At 43.0% G+C, this 25,637-nt stretch carries 25 protein-coding genes; 14 read left to right on the top strand and 11 right to left on the bottom strand.

Translation table 11 applies throughout. From position 1 onward, the window contains the following. Positions 1 to 117: 117 nt before the first annotated feature. Positions 118 to 435, top strand: coding sequence for a 30S ribosomal protein S10 (rpsJ, locus tag A3775_RS07555; protein ID WP_010998474.1), 318 nt, complete (start codon positions 118 to 120; stop codon positions 433 to 435). A 152-nt stretch (positions 436 to 587) separates the two neighbouring features. Then, entirely contained in the window at positions 588 to 1,238 is a 651-nt protein-coding gene (locus A3775_RS07550) for an LON peptidase substrate-binding domain-containing protein (RefSeq protein ID WP_066377885.1), read from the top strand. 4 nt (positions 1,239 to 1,242) lie between these two features. On the opposite strand, the gene pheA is transcribed toward A3775_RS07550, so the two are convergent. Together pheA and A3775_RS07540 are read right to left on the bottom strand one after the other, a co-directional pair. After that, a complete protein-coding gene (gene pheA / locus A3775_RS07545) occupies positions 1,243 to 2,121 on the bottom strand; it encodes a prephenate dehydratase (protein ID WP_066424404.1) in 879 nt (292 codons plus the stop codon). A gap of 92 nt (positions 2,122 to 2,213) precedes the next feature. Beyond that, positions 2,214 to 3,893: a phospholipid carrier-dependent glycosyltransferase gene (locus tag A3775_RS07540; protein ID WP_066424402.1), complete on the bottom strand. Its 1,680-nt coding sequence runs from the start codon at positions 3,891 to 3,893 to the stop codon at positions 2,214 to 2,216. A 453-nt stretch (positions 3,894 to 4,346) separates the two neighbouring features. Between A3775_RS07540 and A3775_RS07535 the strand changes: the two genes are divergently transcribed. Continuing rightward, a complete protein-coding gene (locus tag A3775_RS07535) occupies positions 4,347 to 4,934 on the top strand; it encodes a DUF1997 domain-containing protein (RefSeq protein WP_066377890.1) in 588 nt (195 codons plus the stop codon). 175 nt (positions 4,935 to 5,109) lie between these two features. On the opposite strand, the gene A3775_RS07530 is transcribed toward A3775_RS07535, so the two are convergent. The 4 genes from A3775_RS07530 to A3775_RS07515 form a co-directional block, all read right to left on the bottom strand. Next, a complete protein-coding gene (locus A3775_RS07530; protein WP_066377891.1) occupies positions 5,110 to 5,763 on the bottom strand; it encodes a ribonuclease HII in 654 nt (217 codons plus the stop codon). A 9-nt stretch (positions 5,764 to 5,772) separates the two neighbouring features. Continuing rightward, positions 5,773 to 7,869: an Rne/Rng family ribonuclease gene (locus tag A3775_RS07525; RefSeq protein ID WP_066377892.1), complete on the bottom strand. Its 2,097-nt coding sequence runs from the start codon at positions 7,867 to 7,869 to the stop codon at positions 5,773 to 5,775. Positions 7,870 to 8,419: 550 nt separating this feature from the next. Then, positions 8,420 to 11,146 carry a TIGR03960 family B12-binding radical SAM protein gene (locus A3775_RS07520; RefSeq protein ID WP_066424398.1) on the bottom strand — a complete coding sequence of 909 codons (2,727 nt, stop codon included), beginning with the start codon at positions 11,144 to 11,146 and terminating at the stop codon, positions 8,420 to 8,422. Between the two features lie 173 nt (positions 11,147 to 11,319). Beyond that, the gene (locus A3775_RS07515; RefSeq protein ID WP_066377894.1) at positions 11,320 to 11,637 is read right to left on the bottom strand and encodes an STAS domain-containing protein; all 318 of its coding nucleotides are present in this window, start codon (positions 11,635 to 11,637) and stop codon (positions 11,320 to 11,322) included. Positions 11,638 to 11,886: 249 nt separating this feature from the next. Here A3775_RS07515 and A3775_RS25230 point away from each other — a divergent pair, with 249 nt between their 5' ends. From A3775_RS25230 to A3775_RS07505, 3 genes are all read left to right on the top strand, one after another. Further along, positions 11,887 to 12,012 carry a hypothetical protein gene (locus A3775_RS25230; RefSeq protein WP_255363855.1) on the top strand — a complete coding sequence of 42 codons (126 nt, stop codon included), beginning with the start codon at positions 11,887 to 11,889 and terminating at the stop codon, positions 12,010 to 12,012. A gap of 92 nt (positions 12,013 to 12,104) precedes the next feature. Beyond that, on the top strand, positions 12,105 to 12,305 hold the full coding sequence (locus A3775_RS07510; RefSeq protein WP_066377896.1) for a hypothetical protein: 201 nt from the start codon (positions 12,105 to 12,107) through the stop codon (positions 12,303 to 12,305). A 178-nt stretch (positions 12,306 to 12,483) separates the two neighbouring features. After that, complete coding sequence (locus A3775_RS07505; protein ID WP_066424396.1) at positions 12,484 to 13,656, top strand: LL-diaminopimelate aminotransferase; 1,173 nt, start codon at positions 12,484 to 12,486, stop codon at positions 13,654 to 13,656. Between the two features lie 131 nt (positions 13,657 to 13,787). On the opposite strand, the gene A3775_RS07500 is transcribed toward A3775_RS07505, so the two are convergent. Both A3775_RS07500 and A3775_RS25225 read right to left on the bottom strand, forming a co-directional pair. Continuing rightward, positions 13,788 to 14,141: a hypothetical protein gene (locus A3775_RS07500; RefSeq protein WP_066377899.1), complete on the bottom strand. Its 354-nt coding sequence runs from the start codon at positions 14,139 to 14,141 to the stop codon at positions 13,788 to 13,790. Between the two features lie 127 nt (positions 14,142 to 14,268). Next, positions 14,269 to 14,391 (bottom strand): hypothetical protein, encoded by a 123-nt coding sequence (locus tag A3775_RS25225; protein ID WP_255362874.1) that lies wholly within the window; start codon positions 14,389 to 14,391, stop codon positions 14,269 to 14,271. On the opposite strand from A3775_RS25225, the gene clpS reads away from it, so the two are divergent. The 4 genes from clpS (at position 14,375) to A3775_RS07480 (ending at position 16,428) form a co-directional block, all read left to right on the top strand. Next, complete coding sequence (clpS, locus tag A3775_RS07495; RefSeq protein WP_066377901.1) at positions 14,375 to 14,656, top strand: ATP-dependent Clp protease adapter ClpS; 282 nt, start codon at positions 14,375 to 14,377, stop codon at positions 14,654 to 14,656. The genes A3775_RS25225 and clpS overlap by 17 nt on opposite strands. A 59-nt stretch (positions 14,657 to 14,715) precedes the next feature. Then, the gene (locus A3775_RS07490) at positions 14,716 to 15,540 is read left to right on the top strand and encodes a CPBP family intramembrane glutamic endopeptidase (RefSeq protein ID WP_066424394.1); all 825 of its coding nucleotides are present in this window, start codon (positions 14,716 to 14,718) and stop codon (positions 15,538 to 15,540) included. Between the two features lie 2 nt (positions 15,541 to 15,542). Further along, entirely contained in the window at positions 15,543 to 15,836 is a 294-nt protein-coding gene (locus tag A3775_RS07485; RefSeq protein ID WP_066377904.1) for a hypothetical protein, read from the top strand. Between the two features lie 292 nt (positions 15,837 to 16,128). Further along, entirely contained in the window at positions 16,129 to 16,428 is a 300-nt protein-coding gene (locus A3775_RS07480; RefSeq protein WP_066377906.1) for an RNA-binding protein, read from the top strand. 152 nt (positions 16,429 to 16,580) lie between these two features. On the opposite strand, the gene A3775_RS07475 is transcribed toward A3775_RS07480, so the two are convergent. The 3 genes from A3775_RS07475 to A3775_RS07465 form a co-directional block, all read right to left on the bottom strand. After that, positions 16,581 to 17,219, bottom strand: a complete 639-nt coding sequence (locus tag A3775_RS07475; RefSeq protein ID WP_066377907.1) for a pentapeptide repeat-containing protein — start codon at positions 17,217 to 17,219, stop codon at positions 16,581 to 16,583. Next, positions 17,216 to 18,610: a DICT sensory domain-containing protein gene (locus tag A3775_RS07470; protein WP_066377908.1), complete on the bottom strand. Its 1,395-nt coding sequence runs from the start codon at positions 18,608 to 18,610 to the stop codon at positions 17,216 to 17,218. Before A3775_RS07470 ends, A3775_RS07475 begins: the two co-directional genes overlap by 4 nt. Before the next feature lie 157 nt (positions 18,611 to 18,767). Continuing rightward, positions 18,768 to 20,360: a photosystem II high light acclimation radical SAM protein gene (locus A3775_RS07465; protein WP_066424393.1), complete on the bottom strand. Its 1,593-nt coding sequence runs from the start codon at positions 20,358 to 20,360 to the stop codon at positions 18,768 to 18,770. A gap of 500 nt (positions 20,361 to 20,860) precedes the next feature. Here A3775_RS07465 and A3775_RS07460 point away from each other — a divergent pair, with 500 nt between their 5' ends. From A3775_RS07460 to A3775_RS07445, 4 genes are all read left to right on the top strand, one after another. Then, positions 20,861 to 21,253 carry a DUF1830 domain-containing protein gene (locus tag A3775_RS07460; RefSeq protein WP_066377910.1) on the top strand — a complete coding sequence of 131 codons (393 nt, stop codon included), beginning with the start codon at positions 20,861 to 20,863 and terminating at the stop codon, positions 21,251 to 21,253. Positions 21,254 to 21,411: 158 nt separating this feature from the next. Then, positions 21,412 to 21,912, top strand: a complete 501-nt coding sequence (locus A3775_RS07455) for a DUF4079 domain-containing protein (protein WP_066377911.1) — start codon at positions 21,412 to 21,414, stop codon at positions 21,910 to 21,912. A 123-nt stretch (positions 21,913 to 22,035) separates the two neighbouring features. Next, on the top strand, positions 22,036 to 22,590 hold the full coding sequence (locus A3775_RS07450) for a hypothetical protein (protein WP_066377913.1): 555 nt from the start codon (positions 22,036 to 22,038) through the stop codon (positions 22,588 to 22,590). Positions 22,591 to 22,806: 216 nt separating this feature from the next. Further along, positions 22,807 to 25,599 (top strand): ATP-binding protein, encoded by a 2,793-nt coding sequence (locus A3775_RS07445; protein WP_066424392.1) that lies wholly within the window; start codon positions 22,807 to 22,809, stop codon positions 25,597 to 25,599. Positions 25,600 to 25,637 lie beyond the last annotated feature (38 nt).

Here is a 25,637-nt window from a genome sequence, read left to right as displayed (position 1 = left end):
GGCATCAAACAAGTCAAAAGTCAGAATTAAAGAATTTTGAATTTTGACTTTTGAATTGATTTGTCCCCAATCCCCAATCCCCAATCCCCAAATTAATCCGAACCAGGAAAACTGAAGATGGCAACTCTACAGCAGCAGAAAATTAGAATTCGTTTACAAGCTTTTGACCGTCGTTTATTGGATACATCTTGCGAGAAGATTGTAGACACGGCTAACCGGACTAACGCTACAGCTATCGGCCCGATTCCTTTACCCACCAAACGTAAAATTTACTGCGTGCTGCGATCGCCTCACGTAGATAAAGATTCCCGCGAACATTTTGAAACCCGCACCCATCGCCGGATTATTGACATCTACCAACCTTCATCTAAAACTATTGATGCCCTGATGAAGCTCGATTTACCATCAGGTGTGGATATTGAAGTCAAACTTTAATTAGTGAATACTGTGTAATTTTTATAAAAGCCCTGAAGAAATTTATCTCAGGGCTTTTTATTAGCTGTGAAACAAATGTTAAAATGTAAAAAAAATACGGGAAAAGCAGAGAAAAGTAAATCTTTTAGGATTAAATTTATACTTAGGTAAAAATGACATCTTCTTCTAGAATTGCAGTTCGTGAACTACCTCTGTTCCCGTTACCTGAAGTAGTTCTATTTCCTACTAGACCGCTACCCCTGCACATTTTTGAGTTTCGCTACCGAATCATGATGAACACGATTTTGTCAAGCGATCGCAGGTTTGGCGTGTTGATGGTTGACCCAGTTCAAGGCACAATTGCCAATGTCGGCTGCTGTGCCGAAATTATCCACTACCAGCGTTTACCAGATGACCGCATGAAAATGCTCACCTTGGGACAACAAAGGTTTCGCGTATTAGAGTATGTGCGAGAAAAGCCCTATCGTGTGGGTTTAGTGGAATGGATTGAAGACCAGCCACCAAGTAAAGATTTACGCCCCTTGGCTACGGAAGTAGAACAACTACTGCGGGATGTGGTGCGACTGTCAGCTAAATTAACAGAACAAAATATCGAACTTCCCGAAGAGTTGCCAGATTTGCCCACCGAGTTATCTTATTGGGTGGCGAGTAATCTTTACGGTGTGGCTGATGAGCAGCAGTCATTACTAGAAATGCAAGATACTGCGGCTCGCTTAGAACGAGAAGCAGAAATTTTGACTACTACTCGTAATCACTTGGCGGCTCGTGCTGTGCTGAAAGATACTTTTAATCAAAACTCTTAAGCTGTCAAGACTCCTGTGTCCTGATTGGTACGACATTATAACTACCAAAAATTTTGAGAACTTCTGTGTAGTTACTGAGTTCTACCAGTGCAGATTGCATTTTAGGTGTGTTGACAGCAGCCTCTAAATCAATAAAAAATAAATACTCTCCTAGCGATCGCTTCGTCGGACGTGATTCAATCCGACTGAGGTTGATTCCTAGTTCAGCAAATACCAGTAGTGGTTTAACCAATGCTCCTGGTACGTTAGCAGGTACACTAAAAGCCACAGACGTATGAGTGGGCGTATGTAAGGGTAGCTGCTGCGTAATTTCTGAGTCTTCCTGACTGATTACCCAAAAACGTGTACAGTTTTCGGGATAATCATTAATCTGATGCGCTAATATCGGCAAATTGTAAATTTGAGCAGCTCTAGCAGAGGCGATCGCGGCGGCTGTGAAATCCTGCTGTAAAATTTTTAACCCTTCCGTGGTAGAATTGCTGGGAATCAGTTGTACATTCGCGAGAAACTCTCCCAACCAGTTCTGACACTGCGCCAACCCTTGCGGATGCGAATAAACAGTTTTAATCTTATCTAAGCTAGGCGCACAGGAAATTAAGGCATGGGCAATAGGCATCACCAAAGTTGATTGAATTTGCAAACTGTCTAACTGCCATAAAGTATCCATCGTCATGGTGACGCTGCCTTCAATCGAATTTTCCACAGGTACAACAGCTAGATGGGTTTGTCCTTGGGCAACGGCTTTTAATGATTGAGCAATACTAGGATAGGGACATAAAACAGTTTCAATACCTGTATGTTGTTTTAGCCATTGAACATAAAAAATCGTTGCTTGTTCTGCATAAGTTCCTGGCGGCCCTAAATGGGCAATTGATAAAGTCACAGCGTTTAGTCCTTAGTTATTTCTGATGTTTCTGACTGTATCATAGGGAAAATCAGTTTTTTTTAGTCGCCATATTTTGTCCGAATAAAAATTTAATTGGTACTGGTTTGAGCAACACAGTGATAAAACTTATAACTATATTCACCAGCAAAGTTACCGTATTTTTGATCAAGAACACAGTTTTGAGATTCCACATCAATTGGGGTGCGAAATTCGACTAACCACAAGTCTAAAGGACGCTGAAGTTGAGTTAGTTGTTGTGTTAATATTTGCTGGGCTTGAGTATAATTCTGAGTTTTTGAATCTTTACCAGCTAAGAAAAATTGCAAATTTTTGGCAGGTAAATTTTGTAATTCCCAAGCTAACCCCATCATTCTACCTGTTTGTCCGTGATGGATGTGTGTTGTGGCAATTAGGATATTATTCTGAGAGGCTTGTTGAATAATAGCGGCGAGAATATCAGGACGTTGGTTTTGTAGATAACCCAAATTACCACCAACTGTTACACCTCCTAAAGTCGCCATCAATAAAATGATGCTGACTGCAACTTTACTATGAACTAGAAACCGCAATTGCTGTACTTGATGCCAACAGCCAGCCAAGGCTGCACCTAAGAGTAAAATGATTGCTGGGGCGTAAAAAAATTGGAAACGGGCGGCTAAAGTTAAGTCTTTTCCTAAACCGTAGGTGAAAAACAAAGATAAAGCGATCGCCCCCCATACATAACCAGTTAAAATTTGTATGGTGAGATGGGTATCAGGATTTTCTTGGTAAATTTTCAATCCCTGAATCATGGGTGGTAGACTCCAGACTAAAAATACCAAAGTCACCACACCAGACAGAATTATCACCGCTAATGGTAATGTGAGAGCCGAAGGTAACAACAACAGCATACTCATCAGCCACAGTAGTAATCTTCCTAATGGTTCTAACCATCTAGTATGGGGACTACTACCCCCTACCCAACTTGTGAGATCACTTCCTGGTATATTCAGTAAGTTGGGTATCCACACCAGACATCCCACCAAAGTACCGACAGCAACTATGCTGATTCGCCACCAAGTGCGATGCTGTTGTTTTGATTGCCAAATCTTTGCTAGGAGTACCAAACCTTCAGCGCAAAGCGTCAGCATGAAAAAATAATGTGTTGCTACTCCCACACAGTTAATTATCACCCAAACAAACATCAGCGATATGGGTAGAGATTGCTGAGTATAAATTTTTTGGATAGCTTTGACTAAACAACACAGAGAAGCAATCACCAACAACATGACTAAAGTATAGTGACGGGCTTCTCTTGCTAAAAAAATAGTGTAAGGTGAAACTGCCATCATCGCTGCGGCTATTTGCCCCACCAATTTAGAACGAAAAGCCACATAGGCAAACCAGAACATGGCAGGAATTGATAAAATGCCTAGACAAGCACTGAGCGATCGCGCTGCTAAAATAGAAGCAACTTCCCCAGTCGGTGAAAAGATTTTCATCCACAAATGAGCTAGTACGAAATATACAGGTGGATGGGTACTCTCATTTAACAAATGTTGAATTACCGTAGTGAACCCTACTAAGGGCGTAGGTACGAGTTGTTGTAATAAAACATCTGAACTAATTATCTGATTGAGTGGAACAATGCGAAAACTATTCCCCAAGCTAAAAACCATCGTGGCACACTCATCAGTCCAAGGGGGCAAGACTTCTAAACGCCAAAAGCGTAGACTTGTACCAATAGCTAACCATAGCAGCAGTAGCAATAGGTGATATTTGTTCTTCATTCAGGCATTGAGTAGTAATTTTGTCAAAAAAATTGCCCTATCGATGACAGCAACTTAGAGTTTTATCATACATACTTTATAGGGTAATTACTGACTTTAGACTCGGTGAGGAAAAATAAATTTCATGCCGATGTTTCAGGCTTCTTAGTCATCAAGCATCACTTGAGATGTATTTGTTGTTTTAAATTCAACAGTCTTAAATATTACTAAAGTCGCACCTCACCAAAAAGTTAGACTTTTTTTGTGCAGAAAACATCCGGTTTTAAGATATAATCAATATACGTAAGCACAAAAAATATAATATTAGCAATCATTTTAATAATTAATCATATCCATAAAAAAATATATTTTTATAATCTATGAAGTAGCATTGCAATAATTTTGAATCAATCAAAAAATCAAATCGTAATTAAATCAATAGTAAAGCTAACAAACAATTAGTATTCATAACTCATGGCTACCAAGTTTACAGCCTCCCAATCGGTAGAAATTGCTGTTCCACATCAGCCTATTCCTATCCAGCATTACTTACGTCAGCCGCAACGCCTAGTTAATGCTTTGGTTGATCAAAAGCGCATTCAGCAGCTTTCTGAAGAAGTTTTTCGCTTGAAAATGCGTCCCTTAGCTTTTATGTCACTCAGTATTCAGCCGACTGTAGATATGAGAGTTTGGGCAGAATCAAACGGCATAATTTATCTGCGATCTGTTGGTTGTGAAATTCTGGGTTTTGAGTACATTAACCAGCGATTTTCTTTAAACTTACAAGGACATTTATCGCCCTATCAAGTAAATAATGATACCCGGTTAAAAGGTAGAGCCGATTTAGAAGTGCAAGTTGAACTACCCCCACCTTTTTCTCTGACTCCTAAACCAATTATCGAAGCAACTGGTAATGGTTTACTCAAGAGTGTATTATTAACAGTTAAGCAGCGACTAATGCACCAACTGTTAGTAGATTATCGTCAATGGGTCATCTTACAAACTCAAGACCAAAGCTTGATTGATGAGGGTGCTAATTTGCCAATGCTGAATATTGAATAATTTTTTACAAGTGAGCTATAGCAGATTGCAACCGGATAGAATCCAAATTCATCTGCGTACCCTTCGGGTTCGCGGTAGCGTCTCGTAAGAGAAGCAAGCTACATCCGCGTTCATCTGCGTTCAATTATTTGTTCGGTAGAATACACCTCACCAAAATATTAATTAGTTAATCTACTTATCGGACTTGACAAGGACGAAAAGACTTACGGTGTAGAGATGAAGGGCCGTACTTTTGCAAGGCTAACAGATGCTTTTTACTGCCATAACCCTTGTTATTATCTAAATCATACATGGGATATTTAGCAGCTAGACGCATGATTAAATCATCACGCCAAACTTTAGCCACAATACTAGCTGCTGCTATGGTAAGCGATCGCTCATCTCCTTTGATGATAGTTTGTTGTGGTATAGCCAAATCTTTCACCAACTGATTACCATCTATCAAGCAAAGTTCAGGCTGTACCTTAAGCTTTTGTACAGCCCGCTTCATCGCTAACAGTGTGGCTTGCAAAATATTTATTTTGTCAATTTCCGCAGTGGAAGCATAACCAATTTTCCAGTCTGTTGCTAGCGTACAAATTTGTTGCGCTAGCAAAATTCTGCGAGAACTCGACAGCTTTTTACTATCTCTAATTTCAGCTGCTATCAGTTCAGGCAAAGCACAGGCTGGTAGTATAACTGCTGCTGCGACTACAGGGCCAAACAAACAGCCCCGCCCTACTTCATCTACCCCTGCTATCAACCCTGGAATCTTTGCAAAAGCCGAGGAAAACTCTAGCCAACCAGTTTCATCCAGGAGTGATTCAGCAGTACGTTCCATTTTAACCATACAGACAGATTAACTGTCCTCTGTAGAGCCGTTGTCTGACTCCAATGCAGAGGAACGACGACGACGACGACGATTAATAGTAGTGCCGGTATTGGCTTCAGTATCTTCAGTGTTAGTGAAGCGTTCTGCCGTATCAGCTACAACAGTTTTTGGTTCAGCTTTAGGAGTGGGCAAGGTTTTCCTGACTAACTTCACTTCTGGTGTACTCACTTCTGTGCTTTCTCTCAACACAGGAGTTGGAGTTGGAGTTACTTCAGAAGATTCTGTTGATTTCTGCCCTGGCTGCACAACATTAATAATGACAGATTTAGGATTTTTTACCTCCTGATCTAACTTAATTAGCGGCGAAACCCCCATTAAGGCAAAAATATCCTGTTCTGGTTGCGACATTTCTACAGTTTTAATTTCCGGTGGTTCTACCACAGGTTTAATTGGTTCTGTTTTAATGACTTTGGTACGTTCCGCCCTTTCAGTCCAACTAGATTTGCTTAAGTTCGGAGTTGGAAGTTCTGGTGTTGTACCCAGTTCTACATCACCATCTAAGTCTAAATCTGAGTCATTCATGAAACCCAAGGGACTGTTAATAATTCGGGTTTCGTCTTTGCCATTTGTACCATTGATGCCAATGCGACTGCGACGGGTGCGGGTACGACGTTTGTTTTGTTCGTTGAGTTCTTGATAACTGGGATGATTAACTAGATTTAAAGCACCCAAATCAGACTCACCCTCGAATCCTTCGCCAAATCCATCATAGGTTTCGCGCATATCTGTGAGGCGATTCACAGGTAAACGGGGTTCTCTTTCTCTTTGCTGTGGCAAAGATACAAATCTATCTGGTACTTCTACGGGTGTAGGCAAGCGGCTTTCAGTTTCTCCAGGTAAGCGGACTGTATGTCCTAAACCGCCACAGGTGGGGCAAGTGTCACCAAACAATTCGTAAATGTTTTGACCTTGGCGTTTGCGGGTTAACTCGACTAAACCTAACTCAGTTAGTTGAGCAATTTGGGGGCGAGCTTTGTCTGCTCTCAGGGCTTTATTAAAATGTTCTAAAACCTGCAATTGATCACGCCGTGATTCCATATCAATAAAGTCAACGACGATTACCCCAGCGATGTTTCTTAAACGCAGTTGACGAGCAATTTCGGTTGCAGCTTCGCAGTTTGTCCACAATACGGTTTCTCTGGCGGTTGCCGATCGCGTGAACGAACCAGAGTTAACATCAATTACAGTTAAGGCTTCTGTTGGCTCAATGATGATATAACCACCAGAAGGTAGGTCTACTCTTGGTTTCAGGGCTTCGCGAATCGCAGCGTTAATGCGGAAATACTCTAAAATTGGTGAGCGATCGCGATGGTGATCAATCAACAATCCCTGCGGTGTCTGTCCACCACTCCAGTTCTGCAAATACTGTTTTACACGCTTCAGCCCGGTGCTGGAATCCACCACAATTCGATTCACATCCGCGCCATACATATCTCGCAGTACGCGCTGAATAAAATCATCATCTCTATTGAGTAACGCTGGCGCACGAGTGGATTGAGCTTCTTGTTGAATAGCTTCCCACTGCTTTTGCAGCACTTCCAAATCTTCAATAATTGCTTCTTCTGGCTTGCCTTCTGCTTCTGTCCGCACTAATAAACCCATTCCTGCGGGTTTAATTAAAATAGCTAATGCCCGTAAGCGGTTACGCTCAGTTTCGCTTTTAATTCGCCGGGATAAATTTACGCCTCTACCATAGGGCATCAATACCACATAACGTCCAGGCATAGTGATATTACCTGTGAGCCTCGGCCCTTTGGTTCCCGTTGGCTCTTTCATCACCTGCACCAGCACTTTTTGCTGTGGTGTTAACAGTTCTGTAATTGCCGCAGATGAGCGTTTTAGCCTGAGAGGCCCTAAATCAGTAACATGAATAAAGCCATTACGTTCTGGATCACCAATATTTACAAACGCCGCATCAATCCCAGGTAATACATTTTCTACTACACCTAAATAGATATCACCGATTTGATGATGGCCTGTGGCTACAACCAGTTCTTGGATTTGATCTTCCGAAAACACAGCAGCGATCTGATGCTGCTCCGCGATAATAATTTGTTTTGGCATTCAATTTCCTCAAAAATCGGCAGCGTCAACGGGCTTGGAGGTTTGTTATGCCTCTCGCCCCTGCCAGCCTCCAAAGACGCTGTTAGTAATAAAAATTGTGAAGCAGAGCTTCAAAATTAAAGAGCTATTGACTATGGAATTGCGTTGACACGCCTGATTATTCCAGAACGGCTGCATATTGTTTAAGCAAATAAATCAACCGTCCTTGGTTGATTTTTGATGTAATACCTTTACCCTCCGGGGTTTAGGCATTCAGCAGTTGTAAAAGCATAGATAGAGAAGCCGACTTAGCCTGCTGTTAATCACTGATTCACAAGGTAGCTATCGAGAGAGTGTTTTTTAATTCGCCTTAGTTTGTCTGGGATAAGATCCTAGAAATTACACTCTAATATCTTGCTCTTGCTCCCTGATTACCAGGGTAGTAGTGAACCAGTTTGTTCAATGCAGCGCCAGAAAATTTCTCTTGATTCTATTCTAACGCAACCTTGCTAAAAATCAATTCCCATGATGTGCTACAACAGGGCAACTACTAGCAAGTTGCCCTTTGGGATTATACAGCTAAAAGCAACTGATTGCGGTGGATCTGTGAAAGATGAAATTTTGTGAAGTTCGTTGATGCTTCTGCATCTGTTGGGGGAGTGGGGTGACTCCTTTGGTGGGGAACTTCACCAGCGACTATTTCTAGCATAGACAGGGTTTGTTCAGGACGCAATAACAAACCGTCTTGGCGACAACTACCAACATAACGTAGAACAGCTGTTGATTCTCCGTCATGATTATCAGTTGATACTAATTCTAGCTCAAACAACAGTGAGCGCAGATTTACGATTTTAGTTTTCCCTGATTTGGTTGTTTGCTCCGCCAAAATTTCATCTTCGGTTTTAATTGCCTCAATCCAAGTTTGCCATTGTGCAGGTGTTACCTCGTCTTGGGTTGTGACAGTAATCAAATACTCTGCCTGTTCTAATATTTTATTAGCGGCGGGAGCTTTTAAGTCTACCTGTTCTACACGATATACAGGGATATCTTGTGGTAGTTCTTGGGCGAGTTTTTCATGAAAGATGTTAACTGCTATTGGCTCAGTTAACTCAAAATCAACAATTTCACCGCTACTGGTAGCCCCTAAAGCTAAAGCACTTGCTACAGCAATTCTGGGGCTGGGGTGAAATCCATTTGTATAAGCTACTGGTAAGCCGGCTCGCCGCACTACTCGGTCAAACAAGCGCATTAAATCTAAGTGACTAACCAAAGCCATGTCACCTTGTTTACCAAACCACACCCTTAATCTTTGGGTTTTAGTTGTGTTGGGGACAAACTCACCAGCAAATTCTGGGATAGCTGGTGGTTCAATGACGATGTTGTGACCGAAATCAGTACCACACACGCCACAGTGAGAACAACCTTCAAAAGAACAGTCTGGAACAACTGCTGCTTCTAGAGCGCGTTCTAAGTCATCGATCAGCCATTGTTTATCAATGCCTGTATCTATATGATCCCAAGGGAGTGGGGATTGGGGATTGGGGATTGGGGATTGGGGACTGGGGATTGGGGACTGGGTAACAAATTCTTCCTTGTCTCCTCCGCTTCCTCCGCTCTCTCCCTGCGGTGCTGAGAACAGATTCCATTCACCGTTTTCGACTTGGCGGTATTTCCAATCTAGACCGGCTTGTGCGATCGCCTCACCCCATGCGGCAAAAGCTTTGTCTAAACTATCATACCAAGAATCCATCCCCGCGCCCAATTCCCAGGCGCGACGGACTACTTTTCCTAAAGTGCGATCGCCTCGACCAATAAAGTCTTCCATTGCCGAAATGCGGATATCGGTGAAATTAACTTTCAATCCCCGAATCCGGCGGAATGCTTGTCTTAATAGGTCTTGCTTACGCTGAAATTCGGCAGTAGAAACTGAGTGCCATTGGAATGGTGTATGGGGTTTTGGCGTAAAGTTAGAAATCGTCAAATTAAAGTTAAGCGGTCTTCTACCTTTACCTCGACATTCCCTTTGCAACCAGCTAACTGTTTCGGCAATGCCCAAAACATCGGCATCCGTCTCACCGGGTAAGCCGATCATAAAATACAATTTTATCTTATCCCAACCTTGTTCCCAAGCGGTTTTTACACCTCGTAATAATTCTTCGTTGGTTAAACCTTTGTTGATGATATCCCGCATTCTTTGAGTTCCGGCTTCGGGGGCAAAGGTTAACCCACCTTGGCGTGTACCACCGAGAATGTTGGCGATATTTTCATCAAACCTATCTACACGCTGGCTAGGAAGTGACAGGGAAATATTTTCATTTCTTAACCGATTTTTGATTTCCATCCCCACAGCAGGGAGGGCTAAATAATCGGAACAACTCAAAGACAACAGTGAAAACTCATTATAACCGGTGGCTCTCATCCCTTGTTCGATTGCGTCCACCACTTGCTCTGGTTCTACATCCCTAGCTGGGCGGGTGAGCATTCCCGGTTGACAAAAGCGACAGCCACGGGTACAACCCCGTCTAATTTCAATTGTCAGGCGATCGTGTACCGTTTGGACGTAGGGAACTAAGCCAATGGAATAAGCCGGGATGGGGGTAGCAACTCGCCGCAAAATTCTAGGGGGAACATCTGAGCGTAGCGGTTGTACTGAACCGTCTGCTGTGATGTCATAAAACTGCGGCACATACACGCCAGGAATTTGCGCCAAATCTAGCAGGAGTTTTTCCCGACTTAATTTAGCTTGTTTACCTTCTTCCAAAACCATACCGATTTCTGGGAGGAGTTCTTCACCGTCTCCCAAGGCGAAAAAGTCAAAGAAATCGGCGTAGGGTTCAGGATTTGACGTTGCTGTTTGTCCTCCGGCGAAAATAAGCGGATAATCACCCTGCGCTCTTTCTTGCCATGTGAGGGGTATTCCCGCTAAATCCAACATTTCCAGAATGTTGGTTGCTCCTAGTTCATAACTGAGACTAAAACCTAAGATGTCAAATTCTTGTAGTTCGCGCTTCGACTCAACCGCAAACAGGGGCGTGTTTGTTGCCCTGAGTTTGCTAGCTAAGTCTGTACCGGGTAGGTAGGCGCGATCGCATAATTGTCTGGGCTGGGCATTCAAAATGTTATACAGAATGATATGCCCTAAATTTGATGCTCCTACTTCGTATACCTCCGGGTAAGTTAATACCCAGCGTATTACTGCCGTATCCCAAGGTTTATGTACCGCCAGCCGTTCGTTACCCAAATAACGTGCTGGCTTCAAGATATCCGATGTGATTAATTTTTCAAATGCAACAGCCACTGTGCTAACTTCGAGCTACTTTAATTACAGCTACTCACCTCCAACATTAGCATTGATTCGCTCATTCGGTAGGATTTCTTGCCGTAACTTACAACTCCTTTACACTCCCTTGCCTCAAAAGCGTAGCTCGTGTTAGTATACAGTGCCAGATTTGCAAAGAATTATCTTACTGCCTACTCAAGTTTGGCTTCAGATATTGCAAAAACTTGATCTAATTGGGTCAACTCAAAAATAATTTTAATAGCTGGGGGAACCGCATACAGCCGGAAACCTTTGCCTAAACTCTGCGCTGATTTGAGAGCAGATACTAAAGCCATTAGTCCGGCACTATCTAGAGATTCTACCGTTGACAAGTCTACTAACAAGCTGGCAACCTCATCTTGAGACAAAGTTGTAGACAAGTCTCGCTCCAATTCTAAGGCATTAGTGGCATTCAAATAACCTTGAGGACGAATAACTGCAATGTTCGGACTCTCTATTACTGCTGGCATATCAACATCCTAATCAGAGTTATTGAACCGTGAAGCTGGAATTTATTTGAACATAAACTTTTTGGTTTCACATCGACCATACGTCCTAAGTCTCTTTGCTAAATCTTTATTTTTTTACCGGGTGTGTTTAAAGATTGTCCTAAATTTAGGATGAATTGTGTTTGTATATACTGTTTTTTCATTTGAGTTCCCAAAAAATCGACATAGACAGCCCGGAAGCACAAGCCAGCGCAAAAGTCATCCACAATTATGCTGAAAAGTCAGGCTAATCTAGGACTACAAGCGATTCAGCCAGCATTCCGCAAAAGTTCCGGTGTATTGAGCGCAGTTGATTGGCAAATTTCATCAGAAATCATCTACCGAATTAAATTGTGATTTAAATCACTGGTACTACAAAATTTACATCACATTTTATACTTAGTTCCATCTGAGATAATTTAGTATTACTGAATGCAGGTTCATTAGTTATGAGAACTAAATACGTAATTCGTCAATTGGTAGAAAAAGCACTTGATATTAAAAAATTAACTCCAGAGATAGAAAATGAAATCAACTCAGAACTGACTCAACAGGGTTACATCTCTGACGTTGATTACGAAGCCCTGGAATTATTAATGGCAGAGATGGATGCCGGGCGGGTGCAGCTGGTTCCGAGTTGGGGATACTAAATTACGTCAAAATTGGTGTATTTACACGAAAACAACTTGAATTTTGCTTATGGGACAATGCTTAGTCCAAGCCAAGTGTTGATTGCCGGTGCTTTTCTGTGATGTTTAGTATTTAGTTACATGGTGTGCCGTAAACTGTGCTAATGAGCATCCACTTTTGCATTAGTAACAAGTCGCCATGCAGCCCGCTAAACGTTTAGAAAAAATTCCTCCCTATCTATTTGCGGAAATTAACCGTAAAAGAGAAGAACTTGTTGCCCAAGGAATTGACATCATTAATATGGCAGTGGGTGATCCTGATAAACCAACTCCTGCTCATATTCTCCAGGCAATGCACGCAGCGATTGATGACGCTGCCAATCATAACTATCCACCTTATCAGGGTATGCCAGCATTTCGGGAAGCAGCAGTTGAGTGGATGGAACGACGGTTTGGGGTAACGGGATTAAACCCCTATTCAGAAGTGATATCTTCTATCGGTTCCAAGGAAGCAATACATAATACTTTTTTAGCCTTCGTAGAAGCGGGGGACTATGTACTGATACCAGATCCGGGTTATCCTGTGTATCGCACTGCGACCATTTTCGCAGGGGGCGAACCTTTCACAATGCCTCTGAAGGCAGAAAATCAATTTTTACCAGATTTAAATCTGATTCCTGAAGAAGTAGCCCGGAAAGCCAAACTATTATGGATTAATTACCCGAATAATCCCACGGGGGCTGTCGCGAGTTTAGAGTTTTTTGGGGAATTAGTGGCGTTTTGTCGGCAATATGATATTTTGCTGTGCCATGATCATGCTTACTCAGAAATGGCTTACGATGGCTACAAACCGCCGAGTGTGTTACAAGTTCCCGGCGCTAAGGATGTAGCAATTGAGTTTCACAGTTTGTCAAAAGCTTATAACATGACAGGTTGGCGGATTGGGTTTGTGGTGGGTAACGCCGAGGGGATTAAATGTTTAAGCCAAGTCAAAACTAACGTCGATTCAGGGGTGTTTAAAGCCATTCAAAAAGCGGCGATCGCAGCATATCAGACTGATGCAGCCGAACTACAAAGCCTGATGTCAGTCTACCAAAATCGACGGGACATAGTGATTCAAGGATTACAAGCTTTAGGATGGCAAATTGCACCACCAAAAGCCACCTTATACATTTGGGTTCCCGTTCCCCCAGGATATTCCTCAACCGAATTTGCCAACTTGCTCCTAGATAAATGCGGTATTATGGTTCCCCCTGGTCATGGTTACGGCGCATCAGGAGAAGGTTATATTAGAATCGCCCTCACCATCCCCGATGAACGCTTACAAGCAGCCATGCAACGAATGCAACAAGCAGGAATTCGCTATGCTTAGGCATAGGGCGTTATGGCATTGGGCAATTGGGTAACAAGTTCTACCTCATCCCCCTCATCCCCATTTCCCCACAATTCTTTAATTTTGAATTTTGTAGGCTTGCCTTCCCGTAGGGTATTTTGAATTTTGAATTAATTTCTCCCCACTCCCTCCTGATATGCTTGCCAAAGTTGGTTAATAAACTGATGAAGTTGCTGCTTGGCTAGGGCGTGTAATTCAGGCTTTGGTTCTTTCACCAAAATCTGAGTTAACAAAGTAATCACTTCTGTATCTAGGGCTGGGCGAAATAACTCACTAGGCCATAATAAATCAGAACCATCTCGCAGGTCGGTAATTATGGGCTGTTCTGGGGTATGAGTGACTAACAGCAGTGGGCGTACCCAGCATAGTTGGCGGGAAACCACAAATTGAATCACTTCTGCATATAGATTCCTGTCACTATGCTCTAAAGAGACAATTTGTCCTGGTTGAAATTCGACACTCATGTTGATCATCAGCTAGTCAGGGTAATAGCACGGGTTATGTTGCGGTTTCCTGTACCTTTATTGTAAAAGTGCGAGTCCGGTCTGCTCCAAGAAAGTGGTTGACTAGCGGCAGCAAAATTTGGATTGGCTATAAAGTTTTGGTGATCATGCTATAAAATGGGTAAATAACTGTTAAGCGATCGCTAGTGCAGAAACTCTGTTGTAGTAAATCAAAAGTATAAAGAGCAAAAGCTGTGTCAGTCGAAACCATTGAGAAGCGTTCCACATCCCGTAAGCTTGCGCCTCGGTATCGTGTTTTGCTCCATAATGACGACTACAACTCTATGGAGTATGTTGTGCAGGTACTACTAACTACAGTGCCGAGCCTTACCCAGCCCCAAGCTGTTAGTATCATGATGGAAGCCCACACTAACGGGTTAGCCCTCGTCATTACTTGCGCCCAAGAACACGCAGAGTTTTATTGTGAAACGTTAAAAAGTCATGGTTTAAGCAGCACAATAGAACCTGAAGAATAGTTATGAGTCATAAGTCATAATCTGGAATTATTGACTTATGACTTTTAACTAAACGTATCATGAAAACTAATCTTGTCAATTTAGCTGAACGCCCTGCCCCTATCCGGCTGGGTTGTTTCATTTTCACCTTATTATTGTTGTGGTTGCCCATAGCCGCACCAATTTATCTGTTAGTGCGTGATGCTAACTTAGTCAGTATCTTGACAATGGTGATTTTATATGCAGAGTTTATTACACTGCTGAGGCTATGGGGTAAAAATGTCTATCAGCAACCTCAAATTTTGTGGGATTATGGCTTAGAATTCACACGGCGTAATGGCGTAGAACTGCTGTGTGGTTTAGCTATAGGATTGATTAACATTGTAATTTTATTTGGTGTACAAGGTTTTTTAGGTTGGTTAGTATGGCAACAACCAACCATCTTATTAATAAAAATAATTGTCGAAGGGTTTCTTGTCGGTTTAGGTGTCGGGTTTGCAGAAGAATTACTGTTTCGCGGTTGGTTGCTGGATGAATTAGAACGGGACTATCGCAAAAGTGTAGCATTGTGGACAGATGCTTTAGTGTTTGCAGCGTTGCATTTCATCAAACCACTAGCAGCAATTATCCAAACCCTTCCCCAATTTCCGGCTTTAGTATTGCTGGGTTTAACGCAAGTATGGGGAAAGCGTTGGCGCAGGGGACGTTTAGGCTTACCCATAGGTTTACATGGTGGGTTAGTTTGGGGTTACTACATGATTAATGTGGGAGGATTAATTAAATATTCGGGACAAGTTCCTGACTGGGTAACTGGAGTCAATAATAATCCCCTACAAGGGTTAATGGGGGTACTATTTATGAGTATATTAGCTTTATGGATGCGCGGGAGAACAATTAAAGGTTAATTATGATTAAATATATGGTAATTTTACTAATATTTGTATTTTCTGTTTCTTGGACATCTCCAGCTTGGGCGATGATGTGCCGCAATTATGAAGGGCATGAAATTTGTATTCTTAGTATCAAACGTAGTGCCAAAAAATATTGGGAATATCAGGCATCTGTAAGTGTTGATGGTGTGAAAACACCTGTTGAAATTTATAATTGTCGCGGTAGATTTAAGCTGCAAAAAGATGGCAAGGTAATTCAATTTACTCAGAATAGTCCCGGTGAAGTGATTTGTAGTTTTTTCAAAAAGTAGTTGTCTGATGGGAGCAACGCCGATTTTTGTAGTGAAAATAGTATAAACAAACTATTCGCTACCAAAAAATTACAAATAGTCTTTGATACTTAAGTGTTACTTGTTTATATGAATTTATGTAAAGTTTTTGAATTTCCCCCCAGAATTTTCTCTGCTATGTCATTATAGGAGATGAGAGTTAATTCGGTTAATAGCGTTTGTTTTTAGTATTGACAGGCTTTTTGTTTTTGGTATTTACAAACTTTTCTCCGAAACCTAAATCTCTACACATTTATGATTTCGGAGACAATCTATGTCAGTTTATGTAGGCAATCTTTCTTACGAAGTTACAGAAGATAGTCTTAACGCTGTGTTTGCAGAATATGGTACTGTAAAGCGCGTTCAGTTACCTACAGATCGTGAAACAGGTCGTGTACGCGGCTTTGGTTTTGTGGAAATGAGTAGCGATGCTGAAGAAACAGCCGCCATTGACGCTCTTGATGGTGCGGAATGGATGGGACGAGACTTAAAAGTAAACAAGGCTAAACCCAAGGAAGATAGAAGTTCGTTTGGTGGCAACCGAGGTAACTACGGTGGACGTAACCGTTACTAAGGTTTACAGATTTAGTTCAAGAACTTAATTTGACTTAGTAGAGGCTCAAGTATTTATACTTGAGCTTTTTTGGCTGAAAAGCTGAGAAATAACCAATAATAGTAGCATTTGTGGGAATTTCCAAAGATACCAGATATTATCTCTCTACTGAGTTAAGAAACTTTTTCCAGCATCGTACCTACTACACAGGCTTTTGCTAAATTAACACCATTCAAATTTGCGCCTTCTAATTCTGCACAAAGTAAGTTAGCACCTGTTAAATTTGCTCCTGCTAAATTCGCGCCGCGTAAGTCAGCTTCTTCTAAATTAGCTTCACTTAACAACGCTCCTTGCAAGTCAGCACGGCTTAAGTCTGCACCTTTGAGATTAGCACCTGTGAGGTTAGCACCCCTTAAGTCAGCACCACGCAAGTCAACGCCTTGTAGGTTAACATTCATTAAGTTCGCACCACTCAAGAATGCACCAGCTAAAGACACTTCGCTGAGTGTCGCGCCCATTAAGCTGCTACCTCTCAAGTTGCTGCCTCTTAAGTCTGCGCCTGTTAAATCGGCTTGCATCAGGTTAGCTCCCATGAGGTTCGCCCGTAAGTCGGTAGCTTGGAGATTTGCGCCCATCAAATTCGCGCCTTCTAAATGTCCGCCTTCGAGTTTAGAACCTGCAAAATTAGTACCGACAAGGGTAGCACCAGCTAAATTGATGCGGCTTAAATCTAATTGAGATAGTTCTTCATCTTCTAAATTAGCCCCTGGCAGTTGTTTAATTTTTCCTTGTCTAATGGCTTCTATATTCATTGGCGGTAATTACTAATCTCTTGATTTCTCTGGTTTTGGCTATCCCATCGGGAATCTAACAACCACATACCTGTGCTGACTTTGCTTGTCATTAGGGGTAAGTCTAGTCCCTGTTGCAAGCCCATTACTAATACAGTTAGGGCATCTACCAGTTTAGGATCAAAGCGATCGCCTTGTTGCCTACATTCAGCCAAAGCTTGGGTAAATATCTCTTCTCGACTCAGTTGTAAAGATTTTTTCTGATGAACTTTCTCCTGAAACTCGGCAACTAAAGCCAAAATTCTCGACTCTAGAGGAATTTCATCGCCAGCTAACCCGGCTGGTTCTCCTGTACCATTCCACCATTCGGTTTGATGGGTGATAATTTGCGCCACCGCTCGCAGTCTGGGCATCGTTCGCAAAACTTGCGCCCCTGGTACTAAAGGACAACTCAAGGGTAAACTGGGGGCTGTTTCGTCGTGGCGTTTGGATGTACCGGGAGTCAGCACGCTTTTGGTGGTGCGGAGTGGATCTATGCGGTGTAATAATGCTGCTAGTTTTAGTCGCTTGATTTGCCATGCAGGTAAATCTAAAAGTTGCCCCATTGTTTCAGCTAGGGCGGCGACTTCTGCGGCGGCGGCTGGGTTGTTGACATCTGCCATATCCATCAACTGAGCCATCCGCAAAAATGCTTGTACTTCGTTGGAAAGCAAGTTTTTATCTAGGGCGTGCTGGTGTGTTGCTGTGGGTATAGATAATTGTTCTTGCCCTGTCTGGAGATAATCCACAACACGGGAGACAACTGTACTCAAGTCTTGTGAGGTAATTACAGACGGTGAAATTGCCTGGTGTAAAGTTGTCAGTTTTGCCGCTAATTCTGGATTGTACTGCTGAATGTGGGCGATCGCTAACTCCGCCGTTTTTCTCACCAATTCCGGCTCAAATGTCCACAAGCCATAGAATTTACGCTCTAAATCCGAACTAGGTACACCCCCTACCCCATAATCCGCCGCCGATAACTCTTGACAAAGTACCATAGCTGTGTATTTCGGCGACAGAATAATTAAATGCCATTCCTGCGCTACCGGATCAGCCTCATCTAATCCTACCAAGTCCACATTTGGCAATTGGCTAGTAGGATGTTCAGCAAAGCCTGTCTCCGGTGCTGCCATAATCACAATCTGGCGGCTAGACTTAGCAATGTCTGCATATCTTTCTGCTTCTTGCAAGTACCACTTTCCCCGTTGGAAGGCAGTAATTACCAACGGTGTACTGTCATCGCTTAATATATGGTCTTCTAAAGCATGGCACAAAGAAACCAGGGTATTTTTGTAATACACCCCCAAGCGAATCGGCCTAATACTTTGACGATGGGCTGTTTCCAGTTGTTGTAAAATCGAACCTTCTAACATAAGCTTTAGTGGCAAGAACAGCAGAGGAAGCAGGGGGGTAAGGGGGGATGAGGGAGATGAGGGGGATAAGGAGCAAAGGAGCAGAGGAAGAAAAACTTTTACCCAGTCACCAGTCACCAGTCACCAGTCCCCAGTCCCCAGTCCCCAATCCCTAATTCTAAGATACGCCAGCTAACTGTTTTTCTTTCGGTTGAATGGGTGCTGACAAAGCCTCTTCTAAATCGGCACATCCCAATCTTTCTTCTAAGATTTTCATGACTTCCCTGCCGAAGTCATTGGGGTTTTGTCGCCAAGCTTGTAAGCAAACTTCACCAAAGAATGAACCCAGGGGTTCAGGATTCCACAGCAGTTTTTTAGCTGTCCACGGCATCAAACTCATGGGATTATACCCTGGTTTGAGTATCCCTTCTTTGAAGGCATATTCTTCTAGATGGGTGTGGGGTTGTAATCCGATGAAGAAAATCGCTGGTTCGACTTTATCCGCGCCGAAAATCTTTTCTAGTTCCCGGTGGTAGGCGATGGTTTGGCGGATAGTTTCGGGACGTTCATCAATCACGTTAAAGGAGTAATTGACGGAAACTAAATCATTAAAACCAGCTGCTTTCAAGTCTCGGCAATTTTGCAAGACGGTACGCAGGTTATACCCCATCCGCATTTTTCGCACGAGTTCCTGAGAACCGCTAGTAATACCGATTTCAAAGTAATTCATCCCGGTTTTTGCCATCAAATCACACAACTCTGGTGTTAAGTTGTCGGCTCTGATGTATGCTGCCCAATGAATATCTGTCATGCCGGAATCGACAATTTTCTGTAATAGTTCTACAGCATCGTCGATGAATCTCCGCGCCGGGATAAATTGGGCATCAGTAAACCAGAAGTTGCGAATCCCGCGATTATAGAGTTGACGTATTTCCGCCACCACTTCGTCGGCTGGATTAATGCGTACTTGTTTACCTTCGACAACGGTGTAAACACAGTAACAGCAATTGTGGGGACAACCGCGTTTAGTTTGTACACCAATGTAAAAGTCTTTTTCTTGCAGGTAATAGTTGAACTCTGGCCAGATGCTTTCTATGTAATCGTAGTTACAGGCAGTTTTTTCTAGTGGGGTGGGTTGTTCGTGAATAAGTCTAGGGCGTGGTTTATCTTCTCCCACTACATAACAACGTTCGTCACGAAACTCTCTGCCACTGAGGAATTTTTCCAGCAAGGTTTCACCTTCACCTACAGAAATGATTGTTCCTGCGGGTAAGCTTTTACCTAACTGTTCGTAAAATACGCTGACTGCACCACCACCGACAACAGCACGGGCATCCTGATGATATTGGCGGGCGCGTTTTAAGCCGCGTTTAATTAATCCTAGGTTGCGCCATAACTCTACATAATAGGCGATAAAGATACGTAAACCACCCAATGCTCCCCGTAATTTAATCAGGGGATTCTTGGCATAGTAAAATTCAAACGCATTTTGTAGAGGATTGCCACCACGCCCACCCACTGGGGCATAAATTTGTATATCCCGCCAAGAGAATACTAATAAAGTTGGTTGAAATTCATCAATACAACGATCTAGTGCCGAGCCGTAGTCTAAAGGTGGTACAGTTCCCAAATCAAAAATCCGTTGTTCGATATTGGGAAAAACTTTGTGGACATGATCGCTCAAATATACAACCCCAATGGGAAAGATGGGGTTACAAGGAAGGCGAACATAGAGAATTCTATTTTCCATCATCGGTGTTTTAACTTCCATCTTGCCAGTTGTCGGGGAAAGTCTCAAGAATTAGTTCCTTGAGTATGGGTTGGTTGTGCCAGTTGCTTCAGTCATGCTTGACTTTTTGGCAGATTCCTGATAATGCGATTTGCTTGACATCATTAATATAGATGAGGTCTGATGAGGAAAATTTTCATATATCTTTACCATAACATTGAGTTCATTTGTTAAGCGATGATCCCTGCTCCTCAGTTGTGGGATAGATAAAAACAAATCATCACGATATCGACTCTCAATAGTGGCGAGTGGGAATGAACTGTTGCTTAATTCAGTCAGAAAATTCAACAAAATTTCAGTTATAGTGTATAATTATTGGGAATAAATTTCTTTGTATAAAAATTTCATAACTTGAACATATCTTTAGATAGAAATAACGTAGAAATTTTCAGTTGGTAGTCGGAGTTACAGCAGATGGGGATCAGCAAGTGTTAACTTTGCTGGTGTAATGTAAAATTGTGGCGTAAAGCTCCTCAGCAGTTATGGCTCAAATATTAGACCCTCTACCACCTGAGCAATCGGGGAAAATTCTCTGCTGCTACGTTAATGCCACGAGCAAAATTCAGGTGGCTCGCATCTCCAATATTCCAAACTGGTATTTTGAAAGGGTGGTTTTTCCTGGACAACGCCTCGTGTTTGAAGCTCCTCTAGATGCTCAGATGGAGATTCATACGGGAATGATGGCAAGTGCGATTTTATCAGATACCATCCCGTGCGATCGCCTGATCATTGACGAGCCGAGCAGTAGTGAGTTTAATACAGATACAATAGGTGCAGACCCGATTAGTACACAATCGATTGTGCCGTCAAAAAATACAAAACTCGGTGATACAACGAAACCCTTAACAACAGCTGGTTTATCATCAATTGATTAACAAAATAGTTTTGCTCATTCAAGGGTTGCTGAATTCAGCAGCCTTTTTTATTGGTTAGTCATTAGTCATTAGTCATTAGTCATTAGTCATTAGTCCCCCCAATCCCCAATCCCCAGTCCCCAGTCCCCAGTCCCCAGTTTCCTGTAAAATAAAACTTTATGCACCTACCTTCATTTCTCTGGTTGTGGAAAATAGCTGCTTGGTCGATGGGATTGTCGATACTGGCTTATTTGCTGTTAGCAGTTACAGGCGTTTGGATGTGGCTGGTGAGAAATGATCACAATGTCAGTAATTTTTGGCAGGTTAATAGAACCGGAGTGCGATGGGCTGCGCCCCGCCTTCCCTGCGGGACGCTACGCGAATGGCGATCGCTCCACTATATCATCGGTATCAGCATGGTTAGTTTAGTGCTGTTACTCCTAGCTATTGGTATTGTTGGTACTTTAGGTCACTTTGGTTCATTAGGACACTCGCCACACTTGGCGGCTGGTTTAACCGTCGTCGTATTAGTTCTGGTGTCGGCTGTGAGTGCAACACAAATTAGTCCTAGTCGCCCTTGGGCTAGACGTTTACACGTCAGTGTGAATATTATTCTATGTTTGGGCTTTGCTTGGGTGTCACTCACTGGCTGGAGTGTAGTACAAAAGTATTTACCTTGAGAGAAATGAGGGAGCAGGGGAGCAGAGGGATGAGGGGGATGAGGGAGTGGGGGGACTAATGACTAATAACTGCCCACTTCCTAGTTAGACTGAAGTTAAAAGCTTATAATTGATGATTGAGCCGTGACAGTAAACTCAGCTAATGCTTCAGCGTCTATTTTTCGTTTATCTCCCTTAATTCGGATTACACTGTTGAGTCTTTATGTAGCACTCACAGTACCATTACCTTTTCTAGCCGAAGCCACAGCCGCACCCACACCCCCCGCTTTGTTATGGGTGGGAATTTGCATTGGTTTTGTGGGTTTATATGCAGTGTTGACGGAACGAGTAGTTTTAGATGAACAAGGAATACAGGTTGCTTACCCTGTTTGGGTTCCTTCTTTCTTCCGCAAGGGTTGGTTTTTACCTTGGTCAGAGATAAAACAAATCAAACCTCGTTCTACTGGTCAAGGAGGATTAGTTTATTATTTTCTCAGTCAAGATGGCAAGGCTTATTTACTACCGATGCGAGTAGCGGGATTTGCCCGGTTAGTAAATATAGTCCAAGCTAAAACAGGTATAGATACTACAGATGTTCGCCCGTTGGCGCAACCTTGGATGTATCTAATTTTACTAGGATTTACATTACTGTTGTTGTTGGTTGATGCTTGGACTATCACCACAGCTTTAGCTATCTAGTCAACTACTCCGCGCTACTCCTGTTGAGCGCGGAGTCTACGATACTCTGAAACTGAAAAAACTTAATATTAAATAATTTAACAAACTAACTAAATTAATTTTTTTTAACCAAAGATAATTCCATAATATCCGAATATGTAGGAATTAACTTGCTATCATAATAATTACTTATAAGTTTTTATTTCAGTTAAACGCAGTCGGGTTGCGTATATATTAATGCGTTTATCCCAAAACTATATTTCGGGAATTACGGAAGCTGACGTTTTGATTACAGCAGCACTAGCTAGTCGTCCAGCGAGACAGGCAGATTTAGCGGTTGAAAATCAAGCCCTGCATAGGCTTGCTCAACAACTGATGGATGAGCCGCAATCTATACTTAAAAGTCTTGTGGAGATTGCAGTAGAGCTATGTCAAGCTGATAGTGCCGGAGTCAGCTTACTGGAAACAGTACCCAATGGTGAATCTAGATTTTGCTGGGTAGCGATCGCTGGCTCATTAGAGTTTCTAGAACAAACTATCATACCAGGTAACTTTAGTCCTTGTAGTAGCACAATTCAATCTAAACAGACCCAACTTTACACCTATCCTGAACGCTATTTTACCTATCTGCACCATCCGCAGTTTCCCATTGTTGAAGGTTTGCTAATTCCGCTATTTGTCAACGAGCAACCATTGGGTGTGCTGTGGATTTGTTCCCATCATGAGGCACGACGGTTTGATGCTGAGGATCATCGGCTGATGAACAGTTTGGCGAGATTTACCGCCTCCGCCTTACAAAGTATGCAGCATCTACGCCAAACGGCTATGAAAGCTGTCTCTCAAGAGAAAGCCATCCGTGAAGCACTGCAACACAGTCAAACTCGGTTTGAGGCACTGGTGGCAAACGTGCCAGGTATGGTATATCGCTACTCGCCTAAAGTTGATGCGAATACTCCGCATCGGTTTAGTTTTGTGAGTTCTTGCTCCCGTGAACTCTTGGAACTAGAGCCAGAAACCATTTTACAAGATGCCGATTCCTTTGTGAGCTTAATTCATCCAGAGGATTTACCATCATTTGAAACCTCTGTGGATTATGCTGTCCAGCACTTCCTACCCTGGCGGTGGGAAGGGCGGATCATCACGCCATCAGGTAAATCCAAATGGATTCAGGGCAATTCCCGTGCTGTGCCAACACCAGAAGGAGACGTATGGGATGGGTTATTTATTGACATTACCAACCACAAACACGCAGAAGCCGAGCGCGAAAAACTCTTTGCCCGTGAACGAAATTATGCCAACCAATTGCAGGGATTGACAAAAGCATCGCTGGCAATCAATTCGGCTCTTTCTATTCAAGAAGTTTTGCAAGTAATCACCGATCAGGCAGCATCAATTATTGGCACTCACCAAGCTGTCACTAGCATGACTATTGACGAAAATTGGGCGCAGGCAATTAACGCTGTTTACCTGTCTGATAAGTATGCACATTGGCGAGACTACCACGAAAAGCCAAACGGGTCGGGAATCTACGGCTGTGTTTGTCACTCCAATCGCCCGATGCGGATGACACAAGCCGAACTGAACGCTCATCCCCTGTGGGAAGACTTCGGCCAGGAAACCAAACATCATCCGCCTCTGCGGGGCTTGCTGGCAGCACCCCTGATGGGACGAGACGGGCATAATATCGGCTTGATTCAGCTTTCAGATAAATGTAAAGGTGAGTTTAACGCCACCGATGAAGCTATTCTTGTGCAGTTGGCACAGATGGCATCAATCGCCGTTGAGAATGCCCGGTTATACGAAGCACAGCAGCAAGCAAGGTCAGCAGCAGAAGCACTACGGGAACAAGCCCAAGCGGCAAACCGTGTCAAAGATGAATTTTTGGCGGTACTTTCCCACGAGTTACGCACCCCCCTTAATTCTATTCTGGGTTGGTCTAATTTACTTCGCCGACAAAAGTTGAATGAAGCAAAGATAGCGCAAGGTTTGGAAACCATTGAACGCAATGCCAAGTTACAATCGGAACTGATTGAGGATCTTCTCGATGTTTCCCGAATTTTACAGGGCAGACTCAGCTTGAATGTGGCTCCGGTGGATTTAGCAACTGCGATCGCTGCGGCTGTAGAAACTGTACAAGTGGCAGCCCAAGCTAAATCAATCAAGGTGCAAGCAGTGATTCAACCCTATGTGGGTAAGGTGGCGGGTGATTCGACTCGGCTACAACAAGTAATCTGGAATCTGCTTTCAAACGCTGTGAAGTTCACGCCTGAAGGGGGAGAAGTCAGCATCCGCTTGGAACAAATTAAAGACGCGAATCTAGAAAAACTTGCCGCCTCAACACGCCTCCCTGTTTCTACATCCTCCTATGCTCAAATTACCGTCAGCGATACAGGCAAGGGTATTGATGCTGAATTTCTGCCCTATGTGTTTGACTACTTCCGCCAAGCAGATTCTACTACTACCAGAAAGTTTGGAGGGCTGGGATTAGGGTTAGCGATCGCCCGTCACTTGGTAGAATTGCATGGTGGAACAATTCAGGCAGAAAGTCCCGGTATTGAGCAAGGCGCAACCTTTACAATCCGCATACCCCTAATGCCTACTCAATCGACAATCAACCAGGATGGTAAACTACTTGATCCATCTCTAGATTTGAGTGGTGTAAAAGTTTTAGTAGTGGATGACGATACCGACACACGACTGTTCATTGCTATCCTGTTGGAGAATTATGGCGCGAGTGTCACATCTGTGTCTTCCGCATCTGAAGCACTCCTGGTTTTGCCACAGTCTCAACCTGATGTGTTACTGAGTGACATCGGAATGCCTGATATGGATGGTTATATGTTCATCCAGCAAGTGAGAAAATTGTCATCAGAGCAAGGTGGGCAGATAAAAGCGATCGCTCTGACTGCTTACGCCGGGGAAATGAATCAGCAACAAGCATTAAAAGCTGGTTTCCAAAAGCATATCTCTAAGCCAATAGAGCCAAACAATTTAGTGCAAGCAATCTCTAGCTTGGTTCGCTCCAGTTAGGAATAGTTTCAGCTAAACCAGGACTTACGCCACTGGCA

The sequence above is a fragment of the Anabaena sp. 4-3 genome (assembly GCF_001597745.1).
In the GTDB taxonomy this organism is placed as follows: Bacteria; Cyanobacteriota; Cyanobacteriia; order Cyanobacteriales; family Nostocaceae; genus Trichormus.
This window is presented reverse-complemented; position numbering and strand designations above follow the sequence as displayed.